12 protein-coding genes are annotated in these 19,074 nt (G+C 71.0%); 6 read left to right on the forward strand and 6 right to left on the reverse strand.

Features of this window, described 5'->3' with window-relative positions:
- Nucleotides 1-2: 2 nt before the first annotated feature.
- Nucleotides 3-1,835: an ABC transporter substrate-binding protein gene (locus ACWEN0_RS13815; protein WP_451972845.1), complete on the reverse strand. Its 1,833-nt coding sequence runs from the start codon at nucleotides 1,833-1,835 to the stop codon at nucleotides 3-5.
- 170 nt (nucleotides 1,836-2,005) lie between these two features.
- Here ACWEN0_RS13815 and ACWEN0_RS13820 point away from each other — a divergent pair, with 170 nt between their 5' ends.
- Both ACWEN0_RS13820 and ACWEN0_RS13825 read left to right on the forward strand, forming a co-directional pair.
- Nucleotides 2,006-2,833, forward strand: coding sequence for a M55 family metallopeptidase (locus ACWEN0_RS13820; RefSeq protein WP_451972846.1), 828 nt, complete (start codon nucleotides 2,006-2,008; stop codon nucleotides 2,831-2,833).
- Nucleotides 2,826-4,124, forward strand: a complete 1,299-nt coding sequence (locus tag ACWEN0_RS13825; protein ID WP_451972848.1) for a M20/M25/M40 family metallo-hydrolase — start codon at nucleotides 2,826-2,828, stop codon at nucleotides 4,122-4,124. The genes ACWEN0_RS13820 and ACWEN0_RS13825 overlap by 8 nt, the downstream gene beginning before the upstream one ends.
- Here ACWEN0_RS13825 and ACWEN0_RS13830 read toward each other — a convergent pair.
- Nucleotides 4,114-4,746: a class I SAM-dependent methyltransferase gene (locus ACWEN0_RS13830; RefSeq protein WP_451972850.1), complete on the reverse strand. Its 633-nt coding sequence runs from the start codon at nucleotides 4,744-4,746 to the stop codon at nucleotides 4,114-4,116. The genes ACWEN0_RS13825 and ACWEN0_RS13830 overlap by 11 nt on opposite strands.
- 42 nt (nucleotides 4,747-4,788) lie before the next feature.
- Entirely contained in the window at nucleotides 4,789-6,417 is a 1,629-nt protein-coding gene (locus ACWEN0_RS13835) for a tannase/feruloyl esterase family alpha/beta hydrolase (RefSeq protein WP_451972852.1), read from the reverse strand.
- Between the two features lie 146 nt (nucleotides 6,418-6,563).
- Here ACWEN0_RS13835 and ACWEN0_RS13840 point away from each other — a divergent pair, with 146 nt between their 5' ends.
- On the forward strand, nucleotides 6,564-10,874 hold the full coding sequence (locus ACWEN0_RS13840; protein WP_451972854.1) for a GH92 family glycosyl hydrolase: 4,311 nt from the start codon (nucleotides 6,564-6,566) through the stop codon (nucleotides 10,872-10,874).
- Between the two features lie 82 nt (nucleotides 10,875-10,956).
- On the opposite strand, the gene ACWEN0_RS13845 is transcribed toward ACWEN0_RS13840, so the two are convergent.
- The gene (locus ACWEN0_RS13845; RefSeq protein WP_451972856.1) at nucleotides 10,957-11,712 is read right to left on the reverse strand and encodes an alpha/beta fold hydrolase; all 756 of its coding nucleotides are present in this window, start codon (nucleotides 11,710-11,712) and stop codon (nucleotides 10,957-10,959) included.
- A gap of 62 nt (nucleotides 11,713-11,774) precedes the next feature.
- Between ACWEN0_RS13845 and ACWEN0_RS13850 the strand changes: the two genes are divergently transcribed.
- Together ACWEN0_RS13850 and ACWEN0_RS13855 are read left to right on the forward strand one after the other, a co-directional pair.
- Nucleotides 11,775-14,900 (forward strand): GH92 family glycosyl hydrolase, encoded by a 3,126-nt coding sequence (locus tag ACWEN0_RS13850; RefSeq protein WP_451972858.1) that lies wholly within the window; start codon nucleotides 11,775-11,777, stop codon nucleotides 14,898-14,900.
- Nucleotides 14,897-16,990, forward strand: a complete 2,094-nt coding sequence (locus ACWEN0_RS13855; protein ID WP_451972860.1) for an FUSC family protein — start codon at nucleotides 14,897-14,899, stop codon at nucleotides 16,988-16,990. Before ACWEN0_RS13850 ends, ACWEN0_RS13855 begins: the two co-directional genes overlap by 4 nt.
- A 55-nt stretch (nucleotides 16,991-17,045) precedes the next feature.
- On the opposite strand, the gene ACWEN0_RS13860 is transcribed toward ACWEN0_RS13855, so the two are convergent.
- Both ACWEN0_RS13860 and ACWEN0_RS13865 read right to left on the reverse strand, forming a co-directional pair.
- Nucleotides 17,046-17,675 (reverse strand): DUF4360 domain-containing protein, encoded by a 630-nt coding sequence (locus ACWEN0_RS13860; protein ID WP_451973315.1) that lies wholly within the window; start codon nucleotides 17,673-17,675, stop codon nucleotides 17,046-17,048.
- Nucleotides 17,676-18,115: 440 nt separating this feature from the next.
- Complete coding sequence (locus ACWEN0_RS13865) at nucleotides 18,116-18,520, reverse strand: nuclear transport factor 2 family protein (RefSeq protein WP_451972862.1); 405 nt, start codon at nucleotides 18,518-18,520, stop codon at nucleotides 18,116-18,118.
- Between the two features lie 95 nt (nucleotides 18,521-18,615).
- Here ACWEN0_RS13865 and ACWEN0_RS13870 point away from each other — a divergent pair, with 95 nt between their 5' ends.
- Nucleotides 18,616-19,059: a MarR family winged helix-turn-helix transcriptional regulator gene (locus ACWEN0_RS13870; RefSeq protein ID WP_451972864.1), complete on the forward strand. Its 444-nt coding sequence runs from the start codon at nucleotides 18,616-18,618 to the stop codon at nucleotides 19,057-19,059.
- Nucleotides 19,060-19,074 lie beyond the last annotated feature (15 nt).

The raw sequence follows: 19,074 nt of genomic DNA on the forward strand, positions 1-19,074 counted from the left end.
CGTTACTCGCGGTCTTCCGAGGTCTTGTTCCGCCGGCTGATGATGATGCCGCCGCCGACGAGGATCACGACGACGATGGCGCCGACGACGATCCACACGACGGTGCCGCTGCTGCCGGAGTCGGCCGTGGCCTCGCTGCCGGCCGGGGTGGCGCCGTAGACGCCCCAGTAGCCGGACTGCTCGAGGATCGCGCCCTCGGGCTGGGGCTGCTTGGTGAAGCCGGAGAACTTGTCGGAGCGGTAGGCCTCGAGCGAGTTCTGGTAGTCGAGCACGACGTTCACGGCCTGGCTCGCGAGCCGGGCCTGGGCCTGCTTCACCGTCTCGGCGCGCTGGGTGTCGTCGGTCTGGGTGAGCTGCTTGGCGCGCAGGGCGTCGAACGCGGGGTCGCAGAAGAACGTGTCCGTCGTGGCGCCCTTGCCCTGGGCGTTCGGCCGGGCCGCGCAGGTGTGCAGCTGCAGTGCGGAGTCCGGGTCCGGGTTGGTGGCGTAGCCGGAGACGGCGAGGTCGTAGTTGCCCGCGTTGGTGCGGTCGTTGAGCTCGTCATCGGAGACGAGCTCCTGCTTGACCGTGATGCCGATGTCCTTGAGCCAGCCGGAGACGTACTGCGCGAGCCGCTGGTCGTAGGGGCGGTTGGCGTGCCCGGTCAGCCGCAGCTCGAGCTTCGCGCCACCCGGGGCGACGCGGACGCCGTCGGCGCCCTTGGCGTAGCCGGCCTGGTCGAGCGCGGTGTTGGCGGCGGCGATGTCGAACTTGACCTGGTCGGCCCCGGTGGGCTCCCAGTGGTAGGTCTTGTAGATCGGCGGGACGATGCCGGTGCCGGGCTGGGCGTGCCCGCCCGCGACGCGGTCGACGATCGTCTGGCGGTCGATGGCCTGCACGATCGCCTTGCGCAGCCGGATGTCCTTGAGCACGGGGTTGCCGTTGCCGATCGGCTGGTTTTCGCTGTTCTGGACGCCGAAGTTGAGGTTGATCTCGTCGTAGCGGCGGCCGGGCGCGGCGTTGGTGGCGATGTTCGGCTGGCCCTGCAGGGAGTCGAACTGGGTCGGGGTGAGCCGGTTGATGACGTCGACCTCGCCCTGGCGCAGGGCGTTCACCGCGGCCTCGGCGTCCTTGAACACCAGCAGCTGCAGCTCGTCGACCTGCGGGGCGCCGCGCCAGTAGTTCTTGTTGGCCTTGAACTTGACGTACTCGTTCTGCTTGTACTCGGTGAGCTGGTACGGGCCGTCCCCGACGCCGACGACCGAGATGTCGTCGGTCTTGGGGTCGTTGAGGTCCTTGATCGGCGCCCAGACGTGCTCGGGGACGATCGGGACGTCGAGGAGGTTCATGTCCGATTGCACGGTCTTGGTCTTGATGACCAGGGTGGTGTCGTCGGGCGCGGTGACCGTGTCGAAGTTGGTGACGTAGCTGCCGTTGGCGGTGCGGGCGTTCTCGTCGGTGAGCATCCGGTTGAACGTGAACGCGGCGTCCTTGGCGGTGACCGGCTGCCCGTCGCTCCACTTGGCGCCGGAGCGGATCTTGAACGTCCAGGTCAGCTTGTCCGCCGAGGGCGTCCACGACTCGGCGAGCGCGGGCGAGGCCTGCGCGGTCTCGGCCGAGGGGATGGTGAGGAACTCGTAGACGAACCGGCCGACCTGCGTGGACGCGGCGAGCGACGCGGTGAACGGGTTGAGGTGGTCGATGCCGGTGGTGAGCGCGACCCGCAGCACCTTGCCCTGCTGGGCCTGGGCCGGGACGGCGAGCGGGATCGCCGCCAGCGTCGCGGCCGCCACGACCGCGCCCACGCGGCCGAACCGCCCGACTCTGCGTTGGAAATGCACCGGAAACCACCCCATCGTTCGCACTGTGAGCCTCCCCAAGGACGAGAAGTAACCACATATCGGGACAACCGCGCAATATGTTGCCGCCCTGGCAGGTGTCCGATCGTTATCGATCAGGTTTGGTCACGCGGTGTGACCGGGGAGCGTGCGGCCGGGCGGGGCGCGGGCTGGTTAGAGTGCCGGGCATGCGCATCATGATCTCGGCGGACATGGAAGGCGCCACGGGCGTCACGTGGACCGACGACGTCGTGCCCGGATCGCCGCAGTGGGACCGCTTCCGGCGGCTGTTCACCGGCGACGTCAACGCGGTGCTGGCGGGGCTGTTCGACGGCGGGGCGAGCGACGTGCTGGTCAACGAAGCGCATTCCTCGCAACGGAATCTGCTGCTGGAAGACCTCGACCCGCGGGCGCGGATGCTCACCGGGCGGCACAAGCCGCTGTCGATGATGCAGGGCATCGACTCCGGTGTGGACGGTGTGGTGTTCCTCGGCTACCACGCGGGCGCCGGGTTCGACGGGGTGCTTTCCCACACCTATCTGGAGAACCAGATCACCGGGGTGTGGCTGGACGACGTCCCGGCGAGCGAGGGCCGGCTGAACGCGGCGGTGGCCGCCGAGTACGGCGTCCCTGTCCTGCTCGTTTCGGGTGACGACAAAACATGCGACGACGCCCGTGACTACGCTCCGGAGTCGGAGCTGGTGCCGGTGAAGGAGTGCGTGAGCCGGTACGCGGCGATCTGCCTGCCGCCGGCGCGCACGGCGGAGCTGCTGACGGGCGCGGCGGCCGACGCGATCGCGCGGGCCGGACGTGAGGAGCGGCAGGTCGGCGGCCACCGGATCGAGGTGGAGTTCGACGCGAGCCACCTGGCCCAGGCGACAGCGGTGATCCCGACGGTCGAGCAGATCGGCACCCGGCGGGTCGGGTTCGACGCGCCGAACATGACCGAGGCGATGAAGGCGTTCAAGGTGGTCACGGCGATCGCGGGCGGGGCGGTGCAGGGCATCTATGGCTGACGTCGTCGAGCTGTGCGCGGACCTGATCCGGTTCGACACGACCAACCGCGGGAACAACGACGCCCGGCCGGAGCGCCCGGCGGCGGAGTACGTGGCGGCGTTCCTCGACGGCCTCGGTATCCCGTCGCGGATCCTGGAGGCCGCGCCCGGGCGGGCCAGCGTGCTCGCGCGCGTGCCGGGGACGGACCCGTCGCTGCCGGCGCTGCTGGTGCAGGGGCACCTGGACGTCGTCCCGGCGGACGCGGCGGACTGGTCGGTACCGCCGTTCGCCGGCGAGGTCCGCGACGGGTACCTGTGGGGCCGCGGCGCGACCGACATGAAGGACTTCGTCGCGATGGTCCTGGCCGCGCTGGCCGGCGGGGTGCGGCCGCGGCGTGAGCTGGTGCTGGCGTTCGTCGCCGACGAGGAGGACCGCGGCGAGTGGGGCGCGCACTGGCTGGTCGCGACGCATCCCGAGCTGTTCGAAGGCTGCGAAGCGGCGATCAGCGAGTCGGGCGGCTACACCTACCACGTGCCGGCGGCGGACGGCCGCGACGTGCACCTGTACCCGGTCGGGACGGCGGAGCGCGGGACGGCGCACCTGCGGCTGACCGCCCGCGGCCGCGCCGGGCACGGGTCGCGTCCGAACGACGAGAACGCGGTCACCCGGCTGGCCGGCGCCCTGCACCGGATCGCGTCGCATCGCTGGCCGGTTTCGCTGACGCCGGCCGTGCGGGCGTTCCTGGACCGGACCGGCGCCGCGCTGGGGGTTCCGGTGGATCTGTCCTCTTCGGACGGCGTGGACGCGGCGGTGGCGGCCCTGGGCCCGGCGGGCGGTCTGGTGCTGCCGACGATCCGGAACAGCACCACGCCGACGATGCTGGACGCGGGCTACAAGGTGAACGTGATCCCGTCGACGGCGACGGCCCAGGTGGACGTGCGGGTGCTGCCCGGGACCGAAGACGCGTTGTTCGCGGTGCTGGACGAGCTGCTCGGCGAGAGCGTGACGCGGGAGTTCGTCGCGCACCAGCCGCCGGTGCAGGCGCCGGTGGACTCGCCGTGGTTCTCGTCGATGGCCGCCGCTCTGCGGGCCGAGGACCCCGAAGCCGTGGTGGTGCCGTACTGCCTGGGTGGCGGGACGGACGCGAAGGCGTTCGCGCAGCTGGGAATCGCGAACTACGGGTTCGCGCCGCTGTGGCTGCCGAAGGGCTTCCCGTACCGCGCGATGGCGCACGGGGTGGACGAGCGGGTGCCGGTGGAAGGTCTGCACTTCGGGACGCGCGTGCTGTCGCGGTTCCTCGCTAGCGCGTGAACTCCGCCCAGTAGCGCAGGCCTTCGCGGACCGTCTCCAGGCTGACCAGCTTGACGCCGTCCTGGGCGACCGACTCGATCTCCGCGCGGCTGAACGGCCACGGCGGGCCCGCCTCGAGCTCGGTGTTCTCCTCCGCGACCTCGGAGACCACCAGGGTGCCGCCGGGGGCGAGGAAACCGGCCAGTGAGGCAATCGCCGTGGGCCGGAAGTCGCGGGGCATCGACTGGATGTTGATGATTTCCACGACCAGGTCGAACGCGTGGCGCCACTCCCCCGGCGGGCTGAGCAGGTCCGCCACCACGTAGTCCACTGTGGACTCCGGGAACCGCGCGCGGGCTGCTTCGACCGCCGCCGGGGCGACGTCGAAGCCCGTGACCGTCCAGCCCGCCGAAGCCAGCAGCTCCGAGTCGTCGCCCAGGGCGCTGCCGACGACCAGTGCCCGGCGGCTGTCGCCGGGGGTGATCCAGGCGGCCAGGTCCGGGTTGGGGGTGCCGCGGGTCCACGGCACCTCGGCTTCGCCCCGGGCGGCCGCGGTGTACAGCTCGTCGAACCAGCGGGTCGGGCTGCCCTCGGCGAGGGAAGCGCGGGACAGGACGCGGTCGGCGGGCTCCGGTGTCGTCATGATCGTGACCTTAGCGACGACGCCGGAGCCGCGTGACGCCTTTTACCAGGCGACCGGGCCCGGCAGGAAGTACAGGCCGTCGCCGGCCCAGCCGACGACGTCCCGGACCGGTGACGCGGGCGGGGCCGGGCGGAAGTTCGCCGCGTCGTCGACGCTGCCGGTGCCGTCGTAGACCGCGCGCTGCGGGTAGGTGAACACCGGCCGGGTCCGGGTGACCGTCCCGGCCGCGTCGCGACCGGTGGCCGTCACGACCGTGGGTGTGGTGCCGCGTTCGACCCAGGCGACCAGCTGCTTGAGCGGGTCGAACTCGGTGAGCGTGGTGCCGCCGCCGCAGTGGTAGAGCGACGGGACCATGAACAGCCGGACCCAGTCCTGGGCCTGGCCGCGGGTGAGCCGCTGGTAGTAGTCCAGCGTGCCGGCCGGCGGGATGGCTTCGTCGGCCCAGCCGTGCCAGAGCACGAGCTTGCCGCCGCGCCGCTGGAACGCCGAGAGGTCGAGGCTCATCGCGTTGTAGCGGACGCCGACCGGGGTGAGCCGGTCGAACTCGCGCCGGGTGAAGGCGAAGGTGTCGACGGTCGAGGCCGGTGCGCCGATCGGGTAACCGAGGTAGCGCAGGTAGTTGTCGGCGAGGCTGCGGGCGAACGAGACGCCGCCGGTCTCCGGGGTGGGGATGATCCAACCGGCCCAGGACAGCTCGGACCCGGGCAGCTCGCCGCCGGGGTAGAGCAGGGTGCCGTGGGGGTCGGTGGGCGGCGAGTAGATCCTGCGGGTCGCGGCGACCTGCGCCGGGGTGAGGCACGACGGGGTGTCGGCGCCGTGGCAGGTGAGCTTCGCCGGGTCGAAGCGGCACGCGCGGGGGTCGTCGAGCTGGCTGTCGGCGAGCCCGTCGAGGCGGTCACAGGCGGCGAGCACGGCGGCGTGGAGCGCGGGCAGCTTGGCGGCGGTGAGGATCGGGCTGCCGTCGGCGGCGGTGTTGCCCCGGGCGAGCCAGGCCTGGAACGCCAGCAGGGGCGACCAGTGGTTTGCGGGCGCGCCGGCGACGATGCCGTCGAAGTCGGCCGGGTAGCGCTGGGCCAGCTGGAGGCCTTCGCGGCCGCCGTCGGAGCAGCCGGTGAAGTAGGACTTGCGCGGCGGGGAGCCGTAGAAGGCCTGGATGATCGCCTTCGAGGCGCGCGAGACGACGTGGGGTGCGCGGAATTCGAAGTCGTTGCGCGCGGCCTGGTCGTTCGCACCCCAGCTGCCGTCGTCGACGACCGCGGGGGTCTTGCCGACGTGGCCGTCGTCGGTGGCGGCGACCGCGACGTCGCCACCGTGGGGCAGGCCGCAGTCGGCGAACTCGGGCGGGTTGACGATCCCGCAGAAGCCGCCGCAGCCGTACTGCAGGTAGCGGCCGGCGTAGGTCCTGGTGGGCAGCCGCAGTTCGAACCGGACGGCGGGCTCGACGTAACCCTTGACGCCGCAGTATTCGGGGTCGGTGCCGGTCGCGGCGACGACGGCCGCGGCGGTGACGTGCGTGGTGGCGCCCGGCAGGGCGTACCCGCGGACGAGGTCGCCGCAGGTGGTGGTCGGCCGGACGGGGGATTCCGTGTCGGCCGCGGCGGCCACCGGAACCGATCCGGTGGTCACGAGCAGGAGTGCGGTCAGGGCGGTGAAGATCCGGACTGGTCTCATCGGGTTCCCGTTCCCTCGGTTGTCCAGTTCTGGCCAGGTTTGCCGACCGGTCTTGACATCGATGTCACCCGCGCGTTTCGCTCTCTGGGCGCCGCCGGTCCCCCGTCCGTCGGTCCCCAGTTCACCCTCCAGAGCTTGGAGCAATGATGCCCCGAAGCGCCAGACCGCCGGTCGCTTTCCTGGTGACCGCCGCCGTGGTCGCCGCCGGCCTGGTCGCCCTCCCCGCCGCGGCCACCGCCGCCGACGAAGCCCTGCCCGCCGACTTCTCGTCCTCCTTCGAGCCCGGTGACGTCCAGCCGACGTGGACCGACACCGTCGACACCGACGCGGCCGGCAAGCCGCGCGCGTACGGCGTGAACGGCGCGAACGGCACCGCCATCCCCGGCGACATCCGGGGCAAGGTCACCGAGAGCAGCGCCAGCAGCGAGAACACCGACGGCGGCGAGGTGGTGTCGAACCTGTTCGACGGCACCACCGACACGAAGTGGCTGTCGTGGGACCCGACGGCGTGGGCGCAGGTCACGCTGTCGGAGGGCACCTCGATCACGCACTACGCGATCTCCTCGGCCAACGACTTCGACAACCGCGACCCGAAGGACTGGACGCTGCAGGGCTCGAACGACGCGAGCGCCTGGACCGACCTGGACAAGCAGACCGACCAGGCGTTCACCGCCCGGTTCCAGCAGAAGGACTACAAGCTCGCCGCGCCGAGCGCCGCGTTCAAGTACTACCGGCTGAACGTCACGCGCAACAACGGCGGCCCGATCCTGCAGATGTCGGAGCTGCTGCTGGCCAACGACGACCCGGCGCCGCCGCCGCTGCCGAACATGCGCAGCTTCGTCGACTCCGGCCCGACCAGCGGGTACACGAACAAGAACCGCGTCGGCTTCACCGGGCTCAAGGCGTTCCGCTACTCGGGCAGCCAGACCGCGACCGGGCACGGCTGGTCGTACAACAAGATCTTCGACGTGAACATCCCGGTCGTCGACTCGACCGAGCTGTCGTACAAGGTGCAGCCGCAGTTCATCACCGGCGACCTGAAGTACCCCAGCACGAACGTCGCGATCGATCTGGCCTTCACCGACGGCACCTACCTGCGCAACCTCGGCGCGACCGACCAGTACGGCTTCCCGCTGACGCCGGAAGGCCAGGGCGCCTCGAAGGTGCTCTACGCCAACCAGTGGAACCTGGTGCGCTCGGCGATCGGGCAGGTGGCCAAGGGCAAGACGGTCGACCGGATCCTGGTCGGCTACGACAACCCGAACGGCCCGGGCTCGCTGCAGGGCTGGCTGGACGACGTGAAGATCTCGGCGACGCCGACCCCGCCGTCGAGCACCCGCCCGAGTGACAACGTGGTCACCACGCGGGGCACGATGGCCAACGGCACGTTCTCGCGGGGCAACAACTTCCCGGCCACGGCGGTGCCGCACGGGTTCAACTTCTGGACCCCGGTCACCGACGCCGGCTCCAGCAGCTGGCTGTACAACTACAGCACGCAGAACAACGCGCAGAACCTGCCGCAGCTGCAGGCCTTCGCGGTGAGCCACGAGCCCAGCCCGTGGATGGGTGACCGGCAGAGCTTCCAGGTGATGCCGTCCGCGGCCGCCGGGGTGCCGGACGCCAACCGCGACGCGCGGGCGCTGGCCTTCAAGCACAGCGACGAGACGGCTCGGGCGCTCTACTACGGCGTCCAGTTCCAGAACGGGATCAAGACCGAGATCGCGCCGACCGACCACGCGGCGATGTTCCGGTTCTCCTTCCCGGGCACCGACTCGAGCCTGATCTTCGACAGCGTGAACAACTCGGCCGGGCTCACGCTCGACCAGGCCACCGGCACGCTCTCGGGCTACACCGAGACCAACGTGTACGCCGGTGCCGGCCGGATGTTCGTCTACGCGCAGTTCGACAAGCCGGTCACCGCGGGCGGCAAGCTCACCGGGCAGGGCCGCGACAACGTCACCGGCTACCTGCGGTTCGACGCGGGCGCCGACAAGACGGTGAACATGCGGATCGCGACGTCGCTGATCAGCGTGGACCAGGCGAAGAAGAACCTGGCCCAGGAGATCGCCCCCGCGGCGACCTTCGACTCGGTGCGCGACGCCGCGCAGAAGGCGTGGGACGACCAGCTGAAGGTGATCGAGGTCGAGGGCGCGTCGAAGGACCAGCTCACGACGCTCTACTCGAACCTGTACCGGCTGTTCCTCTACCCGAACTCGCAGTCGGAGAACACCGGCACCGCCGACAAGCCCGCGTACAAGTACGCGAGCCCCGTCTCGCCGAAGACCGGGACGGACACCGCGACCCAGACCGGGTCGAAGGTGGTCGACGGCCAGATGTACGTCAACAACGGGTTCTGGGACACCTACCGCACGACATGGCCGGCGTACTCGCTGCTGACCCCGGACATGGCCGGGAAGATGGTCGACGGGTTCGTGCAGCAGTACCGCGACGGCGGCTGGATCGCGCGCTGGTCCTCCCCCGGCTACGCCGACCTGATGACCGGCACGAGCTCCGACGTCGCGTTCGCCGACGCCTACCTCAAGGGCGTCAAGAACTTCGACGTCAAGTCCGCCTACGACGCGGCGCTGAAGAACGCCACGGTGACTCCGCCGAACTCGGCGGTCGGCCGCAAGGGCCTGGACCAGGGCATCTTCCTCGGCTACACGCCCAACACCGCCAGCGAGGGCTTCTCGTGGGCGATCGAGGGCTACGTCAACGACTTCGGCATCGCGAACCTGTCGAAGAAGCTGGCCGACGAAGCCGCGCCGAACGACCCGCGCAAGGCGGAGTACCAGGAGAACTACGAGTACTTCACCAGCCGTGCCCAGCAGTACGTGAACCTGTTCGACCCGAGCGTCGGGTTCTTCCAGGGCAAGGACGCGAACGGCAAGTTCACCAAGACCAAGGACCAGTACGACCCGCGCTCGTGGGGCGGGGACTACACCGAGACCGACGGCTGGGGCATGGCGTTCACCGTGCCGCAGGACGGTCAGGGCCTGGCGAACCTCTACGGCGGCAAGGCCGGGCTGGCGACCAAGCTGGACCAGTTCTTCGCCGACCAGGAGACCGCCACCTTCCCCGGCTCCTACGGCGGGGTGATCCACGAGATGCGGGAGGCGCGGGACGTGCGGATGGGCCAGTACGGCCACTCCAACCAGCCGGCGCACCACCTGCTCTACATGTACGACTACGCGGGTCAGCCCGCGAAGACGCAGGCGAAGGTCCGTGAAGCGCTGTCGCGGCTCTACAACGGCAGCGAGATCGGCCAGGGCTACGCGGGCGACGAGGACAACGGCGAGATGTCCGCGTGGTACATCTTCAGCTCGCTGGGCTTCTACCCGCTGCAGATGGGCAGCCCGAACTACGCGATCGGGTCGCCGCTGTTCAAGAAGGCCACGATCCACCTGGCCGGCGGCAAGGACCTGGTGATCAACGCGCCGAAGAACACCGCGAAGAACGTCTACGTCCAGGGTGTGAAGGTCAACGGCAAGGCGTACTCCTCGACGTCGCTGCCGCAGGACCTGATCGCGAAGGGCGGCACGATCGACTTCGACATGGGCCCGAACCCCTCGAACTGGGGCACCGGCCCGAACGACGCGCCGACGTCGATCACCAAGGGCGACGCGGTCGCGACGCCGCTGCACGACGAGACCGGCGCGGGCAAGGGCACGCTGTCCACTTCGGACGGTTCCGACGCCGCCGCGCTGATCGACAACACGTCGCGCACCCAGGCCGCCGTCACCGGCGCCCTGCAGTACCAGCTGAACAACACCGACGAGGCCGTCACGCACTACACGCTGACGTCCCAGACCGGTGCGGGCGACCCGAAGAGCTGGACGCTGAAGGGCTCCTACGACGGCAAGACCTGGGCGGTGGCCGACCAGCAGACGAACCAGGCGTTCAGCTGGCGGCAGCAGACCCGCGCGTTCAAGGTGGCCAACCCGGCGCACTACGCCTACTACAAGCTCGAAGTCACCGCGACCAGCACCGGCACCCCGGCGCAGCTGGCCGAGTTCGAGCTGCTGGGCAAGCCGGACGCCTCCTGCACCAAGACGATCACCGGTGCCTCCAACGGGCCGCTGTCGGTCTCCTCGGGCACGGTGTGCCTGCAGGACGCGACGGTGTCCGGCCCGGTGACCGTGTCGAACGGCGCGTCGCTGGTCGTCCGCGGCGGTTCGGTCAACGGGCCGCTCTCGGCGACCGGTGCCGGCCAGGTCGTGCTCAACCGCACCAAGGTGGGCGGCCCGGTGGCGATCACCGGGACGACCGGGACGGTCTCGATCGAGCTGACCCAGATCGGCGGGCCGGTCGCGCTGACCGGCAACCACGGGCCGGTGCTGACGTCGAGCACGGTCGGCGGCCCGCTGGCCTGCGCGGCGAACTCGCCGGTCCCGACGGACTACGACCTGCCGAACACCGTCCGCGGCCCGGCCGCCGGGCAGTGCGCGACGATCTAGTCCCGCGGTAGGCAGGTCCTGGTGAAGGCCTCCTCGCCGGCTCTTGCAGCCGGTGAGGAGGCCTTCCCTGTTACAACCCTGATCACCGGCGCCGCAACGCCGCCAGCGTCGTGGACAGGGCCGGGGCGAAGGCGTCCACGTCGGACTCGAAGCCGCGGTGGCCGCCCGGGAAGCGGGTGTAGCGGCAGGCCAGGTGCTCGGCCTGGACGCGCGCCGACCGTTCGAGGCAGGTGTCGCGGCTGACCTCGCCGGCGGCCGTGACGACCGGGATCCCGGTCCGGCGGACCGCGTCGAGGTCCGGGGTGTGCAGGACGACCGCCGGGAACTCGCGGGCGAGGAAGAGCTCAGCGGCCGCCGGGTCCGGGAAGTCCGCCGGGGCGAGGCCGGCGAGGGCGAGGGCCGCGTCGAGGCCGTCGCGTTCGTGGGTGGCGCGGACCTCGCGGGCGAGCGCCAGCCACTTCGGGGCGTCCGGCAGCAGCGTGATCGCCGGGGCTTCGTGGACGACCAGCTCGGTGACGGTGTCGGGCAACTGCGCGGCCAGTTCGAACGCGACCGAACCGCCGCCGCCCTGGCCGAAGACCGCGGCCCGGGGTGCGGCCGGGCGGGCGGCCGCGATCACGGCGGCGGCGTCGCGGGCCTGCTGTGCGAGGTCGAAGTCGGGGTCGGGGCCCCGCCGGTCGTAGGTGAGCACAGTGTGGTGGCCGGACAGCCGCTCCGCGAGCCGGGCGTACTGGGCGCCGTCGCCGCCACGGCCGGCGATCAGCAGCAGCAACGGGCCCTCGCCACGCTGTTCGAAGCGCAGTTCGGCACCCTCGTGCCGGACGGTGTGCGTGCTCACCCGAGACCTCCCCTCCCCCGCGTCGAGCACACGCTACGCCGTTCGGCCGATACGGTGGGCGCATGTCCGACGCCGTGTTCTCCTCTTCGTTCGAAACCGGTGACCCGCAGCCGGTGGACCCCGCCCTGCGGGTCGACAGCGGCCCGGACCGGTCCCCCACGGCGAAGACCGGCGTCGGCTTCACCGGGGCCAAGGCCCTGCGCTACACGGCGCGCCCGCGCAGCGTCCTGTTCGAACTCGACGTCCCGGTCAGCGGGAGCACCGAGCTGTCCTATGTGGTCTTCCCGAAGTCCGACGGCGAGATCCCCGCCTACCACGCCACCTGGGTCAGCCTCGACGTCGAGTTCGCCGACGGCACGACGGCCGGGTTCGACCCCGTGGACGACAAGACGCTCTGGGTGGACCAGTGGAACCCGGTCCGCCGCCCGCTCGGGGCGTTCGCCGGGCGCCGGATCAGCCGGATCGTGCTGCGCACGGCGTCCCCCGACGGCGAGATCACCGGCTGGATCGACGACGTCCGCGTGACCGAACGCCCCCGGGAGCGCCGGGACCCGGTCGACTGGGTCCGGACGACCCGCGGCACGCACTCCAGCGGCGAGTTCTCCCGCGGCAACAACTTCCCGGCCACGGCGGTGCCGCACGGGTTCAACTTCTGGACCCCGGTCACCGACGCCGGCGTCACCAACTGGATCTACTCCTACCACCGCCACAACGACGAGCGGAACCGCCCGGCGCTGCAGGCACTGGCGCTGAGCCACCAGCCGAGCCCGTGGATGGGCGACCGGCACACCTTCCACGTCATGCCCGGCACCGGCCCGGTCGAACGCGACCGCCGCAAGCGCGCCCTGGCGTTCTCCCACGACGACGAGACCGACTCGCCGCACCACTACGGCGTCCGGTTCGCCAACGGCATGACCGCCGACCTCGCGCCGACGTCCCACGCGGCGATCATGCGGTTCACCTTCCCGGACAAGCACGGCTGGCTGCTGTTCGACAACGTCCGCAACCGCGGCCGCCTGCGGCTCGACGCCGACACCGGGGTGATCTCGGGGTACACGACGGTCCGCAGCCGCCTCTCCGCCGGCGCCCGCCGGATGTTCGTCTACGGCGTCACCGATGCTCCGGCGACGCGGGGGGCCAAGGTCCACTGGCCGCCGTGGCGGCGCGTCACGGGCTACTTCGAGTTCGACGGCCCCGACGCGACGCTGCGGATCGCGACGTCGCTGATCAGCCTGGCGCAGGCCAAGCGGAACCTCGAGCTGGAGATCCCCGCGGGGACGACGGTCGAGCAGGTCCGGGCCCGGGCTCGGGAGCTGTGGCAGGAGCAGCTCGGCCGCGTCGAGGTCGAGGGCGCCACCGAAGACCAGCTGACGACGTTGTACTCCAACCTCTACCGGCTGTTCCTGTACCCGAACGTCGCGCACGAGAACACGCCCGAGGGCATCCGGCACGCGAGCCCGGTCCGGCCCCGGCGGTGGCCGAGCACCCGGCGGCGCACCGGCGCGAAGGTCGTCGACGGCGAGATGTACGTCAACAACGGCTTCTGGGACACCTACCGCACCACCTGGCCCGCGTACGCCCTGCTGACGCCCGCGCACTGCGGGCGGATGGTCGACGGGTTCGTCCAGCAGTACCGCGAAGGCGGCTGGATCTCGCGGTGGTCGTCGCCGGGTTACGCGGACCTGATGACGGGCACGAGTTCGGACGTCGCGTTCGCCGACGCCTACCTCAAGGGCGTCCGCACCTTCGACGTCGAGGCCGCCTTCGACGCCGCGCTGAAGAACGCGACCGTCACCCCGCCGCACCGCGCGGTCGGCCGCAAGGGCCTGGACCAGTCGATCTTCCTCGGCTACACCCCGACGTCCGTTCACGAAGGACTGTCCTGGGCCCTGGAAGGCTGCATCAACGACTTCGGCCTGGCCAACCTGGCCGACGCCCTGTCCCGGGAAAGCGACGGTGAGCGGGCCCGGATGTACGCCGACTACGCCGCCTACTTCCGCGAGCGCGCGAAGCACTACGTCCACCACTTCGACCCGGAGATCGGGTTCTTCCAGGGCCGCAACCGCGACGGCAGCCGCAAGTTCGGGCCCGCCGGCTACGACCCGGCCGCGTGGGGCGGCGACTTCGTCGAGACGAACGCGTGGAACACCGCCTTCACCGCACCCCACGACGGCCCCGGCCTCGCCGCGCTGCACGGCGGCAACGAAGGCCTCGAAGCGAAGCTCGACGAATTCTTCGCCACCCCGGAGACCGGCCGCCGGCCGGGCGCGTACGGCGGCCTGATCCACGAGATGACCGAGGCCCGCGACGTCCGCATGGGCCAGTACGGCCACTCGAACCAGCCCTCGCATCACATCCCGTACATCTACAACCTCGCCGGCGCGCCCGCGAAGGCCCAGCGCGTCGTGCGGGAAGTGCTGCGGCGGCTCTACCTCGGCAGCGAGCTCGGCCAGGGCTACCCCGGCGACGAGGACAACGGCGAGATGTCCGCCTGGTGGGTGTTCGGCGCCCTGGGCTTCTACCCGCTGCAGATGGGCAGCCCGCGCTACGCGATCGGCTCACCGCTGTTCGAGAAGGCGACGGTCGACCTCGGCGACGGCAAGAAGCTCGTCATCCGCGCGCCCGGCAACACCGAGGAGACCGTCTACGTCCGCGGGCTCACCGTCGACGGCGAACCGCACGACGCGACGTCCATCGCCCACGCCACGCTCGCCGGCGGCGCCGAGCTGGTCTTCGACCTCACCACCGAACCGACCGGGTGGGGCGCCCCGCCACCGCCGGCCGAGCGCCCGGCCCCGGTCTCCGACCTGACCGGCACCGCGACCGCGTCCGACGGCACCGCGGTGGCCGCGCTCTTCGACGACACCACCCGCACCCAGGTCACCTTCCGCGACGCCACCCCGGCGATCGGGTTCGCCGTCACCGGCGAACCCCGCGAAGTCACCATGTACACGCTCACCTCCGGCGCCCGCCGCGGCGACCCGAGCGCGTGGGTCCTCGAAGGGTCCGGCGACGGCACGACGTGGACCACACTGGACGAACGGCGGGACGTCCTGTTCCGCTGGCGCCGCCAGACCCGCCCCTTCGTGCTCGCGACGCCGGCGGCGCACCCGCACTACCGGCTGCGGATCACCGCCACCCGCGGTCGCCGCACCACCCTCGCCCAGTGGGAGCTGCTCGCCCGATGAACCAGTTCCGCACCGCCGCCCTCGACCGGCTGGCGGCGGCCGACCCCGGGCTGGTCCGGCTGCGCCTGGCCGGATCGGCCGTGCTCGGCATCGTCCTCGCCGTGGCCGCGCTGCTGCCGGCGCACCTGCCGCTGACCGTGATGCTCGTCGGCGCCATCGCCGCGATGATGACGGCCTTCACGGTCAACGACCCGACGCCCGGCGGTCAGGCCGTGACCCTCGTGCTGGCGTTCCTCACCGGGGGCGCGTCGATCACCGTCGCCAGCCTCGGCTCGGCCCTGCCGCCGCTGGACAGCGTCGTGTTCGTGCTGCTCATCTTCGTCGCAGTCTACGCCCAGCGCTTCGGCCCCCGCGGCACCGCGCTCGGCTCGATCGGCTTCTTCCTGTTCTTCTTCCCGATGTTCCTGCAGGCCCACTTGGCGCAGGTGCCGCAGCTGCTGATGGCGCTCGGCGTCGGCGTCCTCGCCAACGCCGTCGTCCGGTTCGTCCTGCTGCGCCACAAGCCCGAAGCCGAGTTCCTCCGGGTCCGCCGCGCCTTCCGCGCCCGCCTCGGCGCCGTCGTCCGCGCCACCGAGGCGTACCTGGCCGTGGGCGGCAGCGAGCGCACCCGCAAGCAGCTGCGCAGCGCGCTGGCCCGGCTGCACGAATGCGTCCTGCTCATCGAGGACGCCGCCCCCGACGTCGTCGACGCCCGCGCCGCCGATCGCCTGCGCCGCCGCGCCATCGAGGTCGAGCTGGCCGTCCAGTGGCTCGCGATCACCGTGCAGCGCACCTGTTCCGACCAGCTGACGACCGAGGTCCGCGACGACCTCATCGCCCGGCTCGCCCGCTTCCGCGCCCTGATGGAACGCGACCCGCGCGAGCTGCCGCTGATCAGCCAGACCGGCGAATACAGCCGGCTGCTCGTGGAGGGCAGCCGGATCGACTCCCACGCCGCCCCCGGCGACGGCGTCCGCAAGGCCCTCGCCGAGCTCGCGCTGGCCGACGACCGCGCTCAGCGCGCCGCCACCCCCGAGTCCACAGTGGATCCGCTCGACGACGATGACGAAGACGACGACGAGCCGATCCCGGCGTTCGCCTACGACAACCGGACCCGCAGCGCCATCCAGGCCGTCGTCGGCGGCGGCCTCGCCGTGCTCGGCGGCGAACTGGTCTCCCACCAGCGCTGGTACTGGGCCGTGCTCACGGTGTTCGTCGTGTTCATCGGCGCCTCCAGCGCCGGCGCCACGTTCGTCAAGGGCGTCCGGCGCCTCGGCGGCACCCTCATCGGCATCGTCAGCGGCGTCCTGCTCGCCTCGCTGGTCGCCGGCAACACGCCGGCCACGCTCGCGCTGATCCTGGTGTGCGTGTTCGGCATGGTCTACACCGCCCGCGTCTCCCAGGTGACGATGGCCTTCTTCATCACCAGCATGCTGGGCCTGCTCTACAGCATGCTCGGCACCTTCAGCGTCGAGGTGCTCTGGATCCGCGTCGCCGAGACCGCGGTCGGTGCCGCCGCCGGCATCCTCGCCGCGGTCGTCATCGTCCCGGTGCGCACCCGCTCGGTCATGCTGGACGACATCTCCGCCGTGCTCGACGAGCTGGAGGAGTTCCTCGAGCACGCGGGCGGCCTGCTCGCCGGCGAGGAGAACGTCAACATCATCGAGCTCTCCCGCGACCTCGACCGCGCCGTCGAACAGGTCCGGACCACCATCGAGCCGTTGACGCACCCGGTCAACCTCCGCACGGCCCGCCGCGACTACGGCTGGCACGTGCTCACCACGCTCGAAACCATCGCGTTCCGGGCCCGCCACGTCGCCGCCCGCGCCCAGCCCGGGATGCTCGCCGGCCCCGACGCCGACCGGCTCCGCCTGTTCACCGGCCGGCTGCTGGCCAACATCGACGTCCTCCGCAAAGCGCTCGACGCGCCGGGTGGCCCCACACCCGGCACGCTCGTGCGCGACGACGGCACCCCGGTCGCCGACCGCGTCGAGCAGGCCGAGACCCGTGCCGTCCTCTCCAGCCTCAGCCACCTGGACGAGGCCCTCGTCTCCCTCGGCCGCGTCTTCGACGTCCAGGCCACCGACCCGCGGAGCCCGGCGAAGAAATGAGCGGCCGGGGCGGCGCGCGCCCGGGCCGCGCCGCCCCGTTTTCCCGGTGCTCAGCTCACGGACAGGACAACCACGCGAAGTGGTACACCGTGGTGATGCTGCCGTCTGTCGAGTCCATCGTGACGAAGCTCGTCGTCTTCTTCGGATCCGACGTGCCGGCCGCGGCCCGCAATTCCGTGTTGATGTTCAGATTGCGTTCCTCGCCACACGGCTTGAACACGATCGCACCGACGTCGGTCGAATCCGTGAAATGCCAGTCGTCTTCGAACGGCCCGGCGAGCGGATGCTGCACGTAAGCAGTCGGAGAATTTCCCTGGAAATAGTAGTTCGCTCTTTCCAGTCCGGTCGCGCCGCGTTCCAGGTGCGCGAAACCGCGGTAGTCGGCCTGCGCGATCCCGTAGGTGAAGCCCTGTGGTACGTGCACGCGCAGGCCGATTTGGCAGTTCTTGCGGCCGTCCAGCGGGCCGGCGCCCACGCCGACCAGCGCCGTGTAGGTGCTGTAGGTCACGGTGAACGCGGTGTTGTCCTGGGAAACCGCCACCGCGGCCGTACCCGGCGGGCACCCCGTTCCGTTGGCGTTGACGACGTCGATGACGATTTTGTCGGGTGGCGGCGGAGTGTTCCACGAATGCGGGGTGACCACAGAGGACAGCGCCATCACGGCAGCAACGACCGCAGAAAGCATTGGAATCCTTCCCAATACATTCGAATTGGGTACGGGGGCGCCGACCATGGTAGCGAAAGGATCATGGTCCGAAACCCCGCTGAACGGAGCAACACGCAGTAGCCGTCCCACCACGCGGTATACGGATAATTCCGCGTATTCATTCGCGACGATCACGAAGAAATGGTGCAGGAAAACGATTTCGCGCCCCCGGTCCGCCGCCCGGCGCCGACGATCACCGCGCGACGTCCGGGCTTGATCGTTTCACCCCGCGCCCCCGGCGGCTCCGGTTAGGACCGTGCCGCGCCTGACCACGGCCACGCGGTGATGACGACCGCGTGGCCGATCCCCACGCCGCGAAGTCCAGCGTCACGCCGTTCGCCGGCCCGTCGGCGGGTTCGGCGCACGGGCCCAGGATCCCGGTCGGTGACGCACACGATCGGGGTGGTTCAGTTCCACGCTCATCGCCCGGTCGCCTCGGAGGCGAACGGCGGTGGACCGCCGATCGGGCTCAGGTGGATGCCGGCCAGGCGCCAGCGGTCGTCGTCGCGGACCAGGACGTGCGTGGCGCGGAACCGGCCGTTCGCCGGGGTGCCCTGGTGCCGGGCGGCCTGTGCGTGGATGCCGATCGCGATGGCGGTCGCGCCGAAGTCGCGGACCTCGACCTCGGTCCAGTCCAGCTTCTCGGTGACCAGGGCGCCGCTGCCGTAGCGCGCCAGCCACTGGTCGCGGTCCAGGACGAAGCCCAGGGGGCCGACCAGGCGGAAGCCGTCGACCGTCAGGCCGGCCAGGGTGTCGGTGTCGCCGCGTTCCTCGGCCGCGGCCCAGACCCGGCCGAACTCGCGGACCTGCTCTTCGGTGCTCATCGGGTTCCCCTTCCGTTCGATGCACGTAACGTTAGATATCTAATCATTAGATGTCAAACGCTTAGATCCCTCTGCTTCTGCGGTACGGTGACCCCGTGCCCGCACCAGCAACCACACCCATCGGGGTCGTCCTCGCCCGCACCGCCAAGACCGCCGGCCGCGCCTTCGACCACGCGCTCGCCGCCGCGGGCGGCTCCCAGCCCGTCTGGCAGATCCTCATCTCGCTCAAGACCAAACCCGTCGCCAACCAGCGCGAACTCGCCGACGCCGTCGGCATCCAGGGCGCGACCCTCACCCACCACCTCAACGGCATGGAAGCCGCCGGCCTCGTCACCCGCCGCCGCGACCCGGACAACCGCCGCGTCCACCTCGTCACCCTCACCCCCGACGGCGAACAGCTCTTCCTCCGCCTCGCCTCCGCCGCCATCGCCCACGACGAGCGCATGCGAAAAGGCCTCACCGACGCCGAGGTCGCCCAGCTGGCCGACCTCCTGCACCGCCTCGCGGGCAACGTCACCGACGACCCGGGCACCCGATAGAACCCCCTGTGGCGC

It is taken from the genome of Amycolatopsis sp. NPDC004378, from assembly GCF_053602455.1.

Excerpts from the sequence above, each read along its gene's own strand:
- ACWEN0_RS13815 (WP_451972845.1), bottom strand. The coding sequence starts at position 1,835 with ATGGGGTGGTTTCCGGTGCATTTCCAACGCAGAGTCGGGCGGTTCGGC.
- ACWEN0_RS13820 (WP_451972846.1), top strand. The coding sequence starts at position 2,006 with ATGCGCATCATGATCTCGGCGGACATGGAAGGCGCCACGGGCGTCACG.
- ACWEN0_RS13825 (WP_451972848.1), top strand. The coding sequence starts at position 2,826 with ATGGCTGACGTCGTCGAGCTGTGCGCGGACCTGATCCGGTTCGACACG.
- ACWEN0_RS13830 (WP_451972850.1), bottom strand. The coding sequence starts at position 4,746 with ATGACGACACCGGAGCCCGCCGACCGCGTCCTGTCCCGCGCTTCCCTC.
- ACWEN0_RS13835 (WP_451972852.1), bottom strand. The coding sequence starts at position 6,417 with ATGAGACCAGTCCGGATCTTCACCGCCCTGACCGCACTCCTGCTCGTG.
- ACWEN0_RS13840 (WP_451972854.1), top strand. The coding sequence starts at position 6,564 with ATGCCCCGAAGCGCCAGACCGCCGGTCGCTTTCCTGGTGACCGCCGCC.
- ACWEN0_RS13850 (WP_451972858.1), top strand. The coding sequence starts at position 11,775 with ATGTCCGACGCCGTGTTCTCCTCTTCGTTCGAAACCGGTGACCCGCAG.
- ACWEN0_RS13855 (WP_451972860.1), top strand. The coding sequence starts at position 14,897 with ATGAACCAGTTCCGCACCGCCGCCCTCGACCGGCTGGCGGCGGCCGAC.
- ACWEN0_RS13860 (WP_451973315.1), bottom strand. The coding sequence starts at position 17,675 with ATGCTTTCTGCGGTCGTTGCTGCCGTGATGGCGCTGTCCTCTGTGGTC.
- ACWEN0_RS13865 (WP_451972862.1), bottom strand. The coding sequence starts at position 18,520 with ATGAGCACCGAAGAGCAGGTCCGCGAGTTCGGCCGGGTCTGGGCCGCG.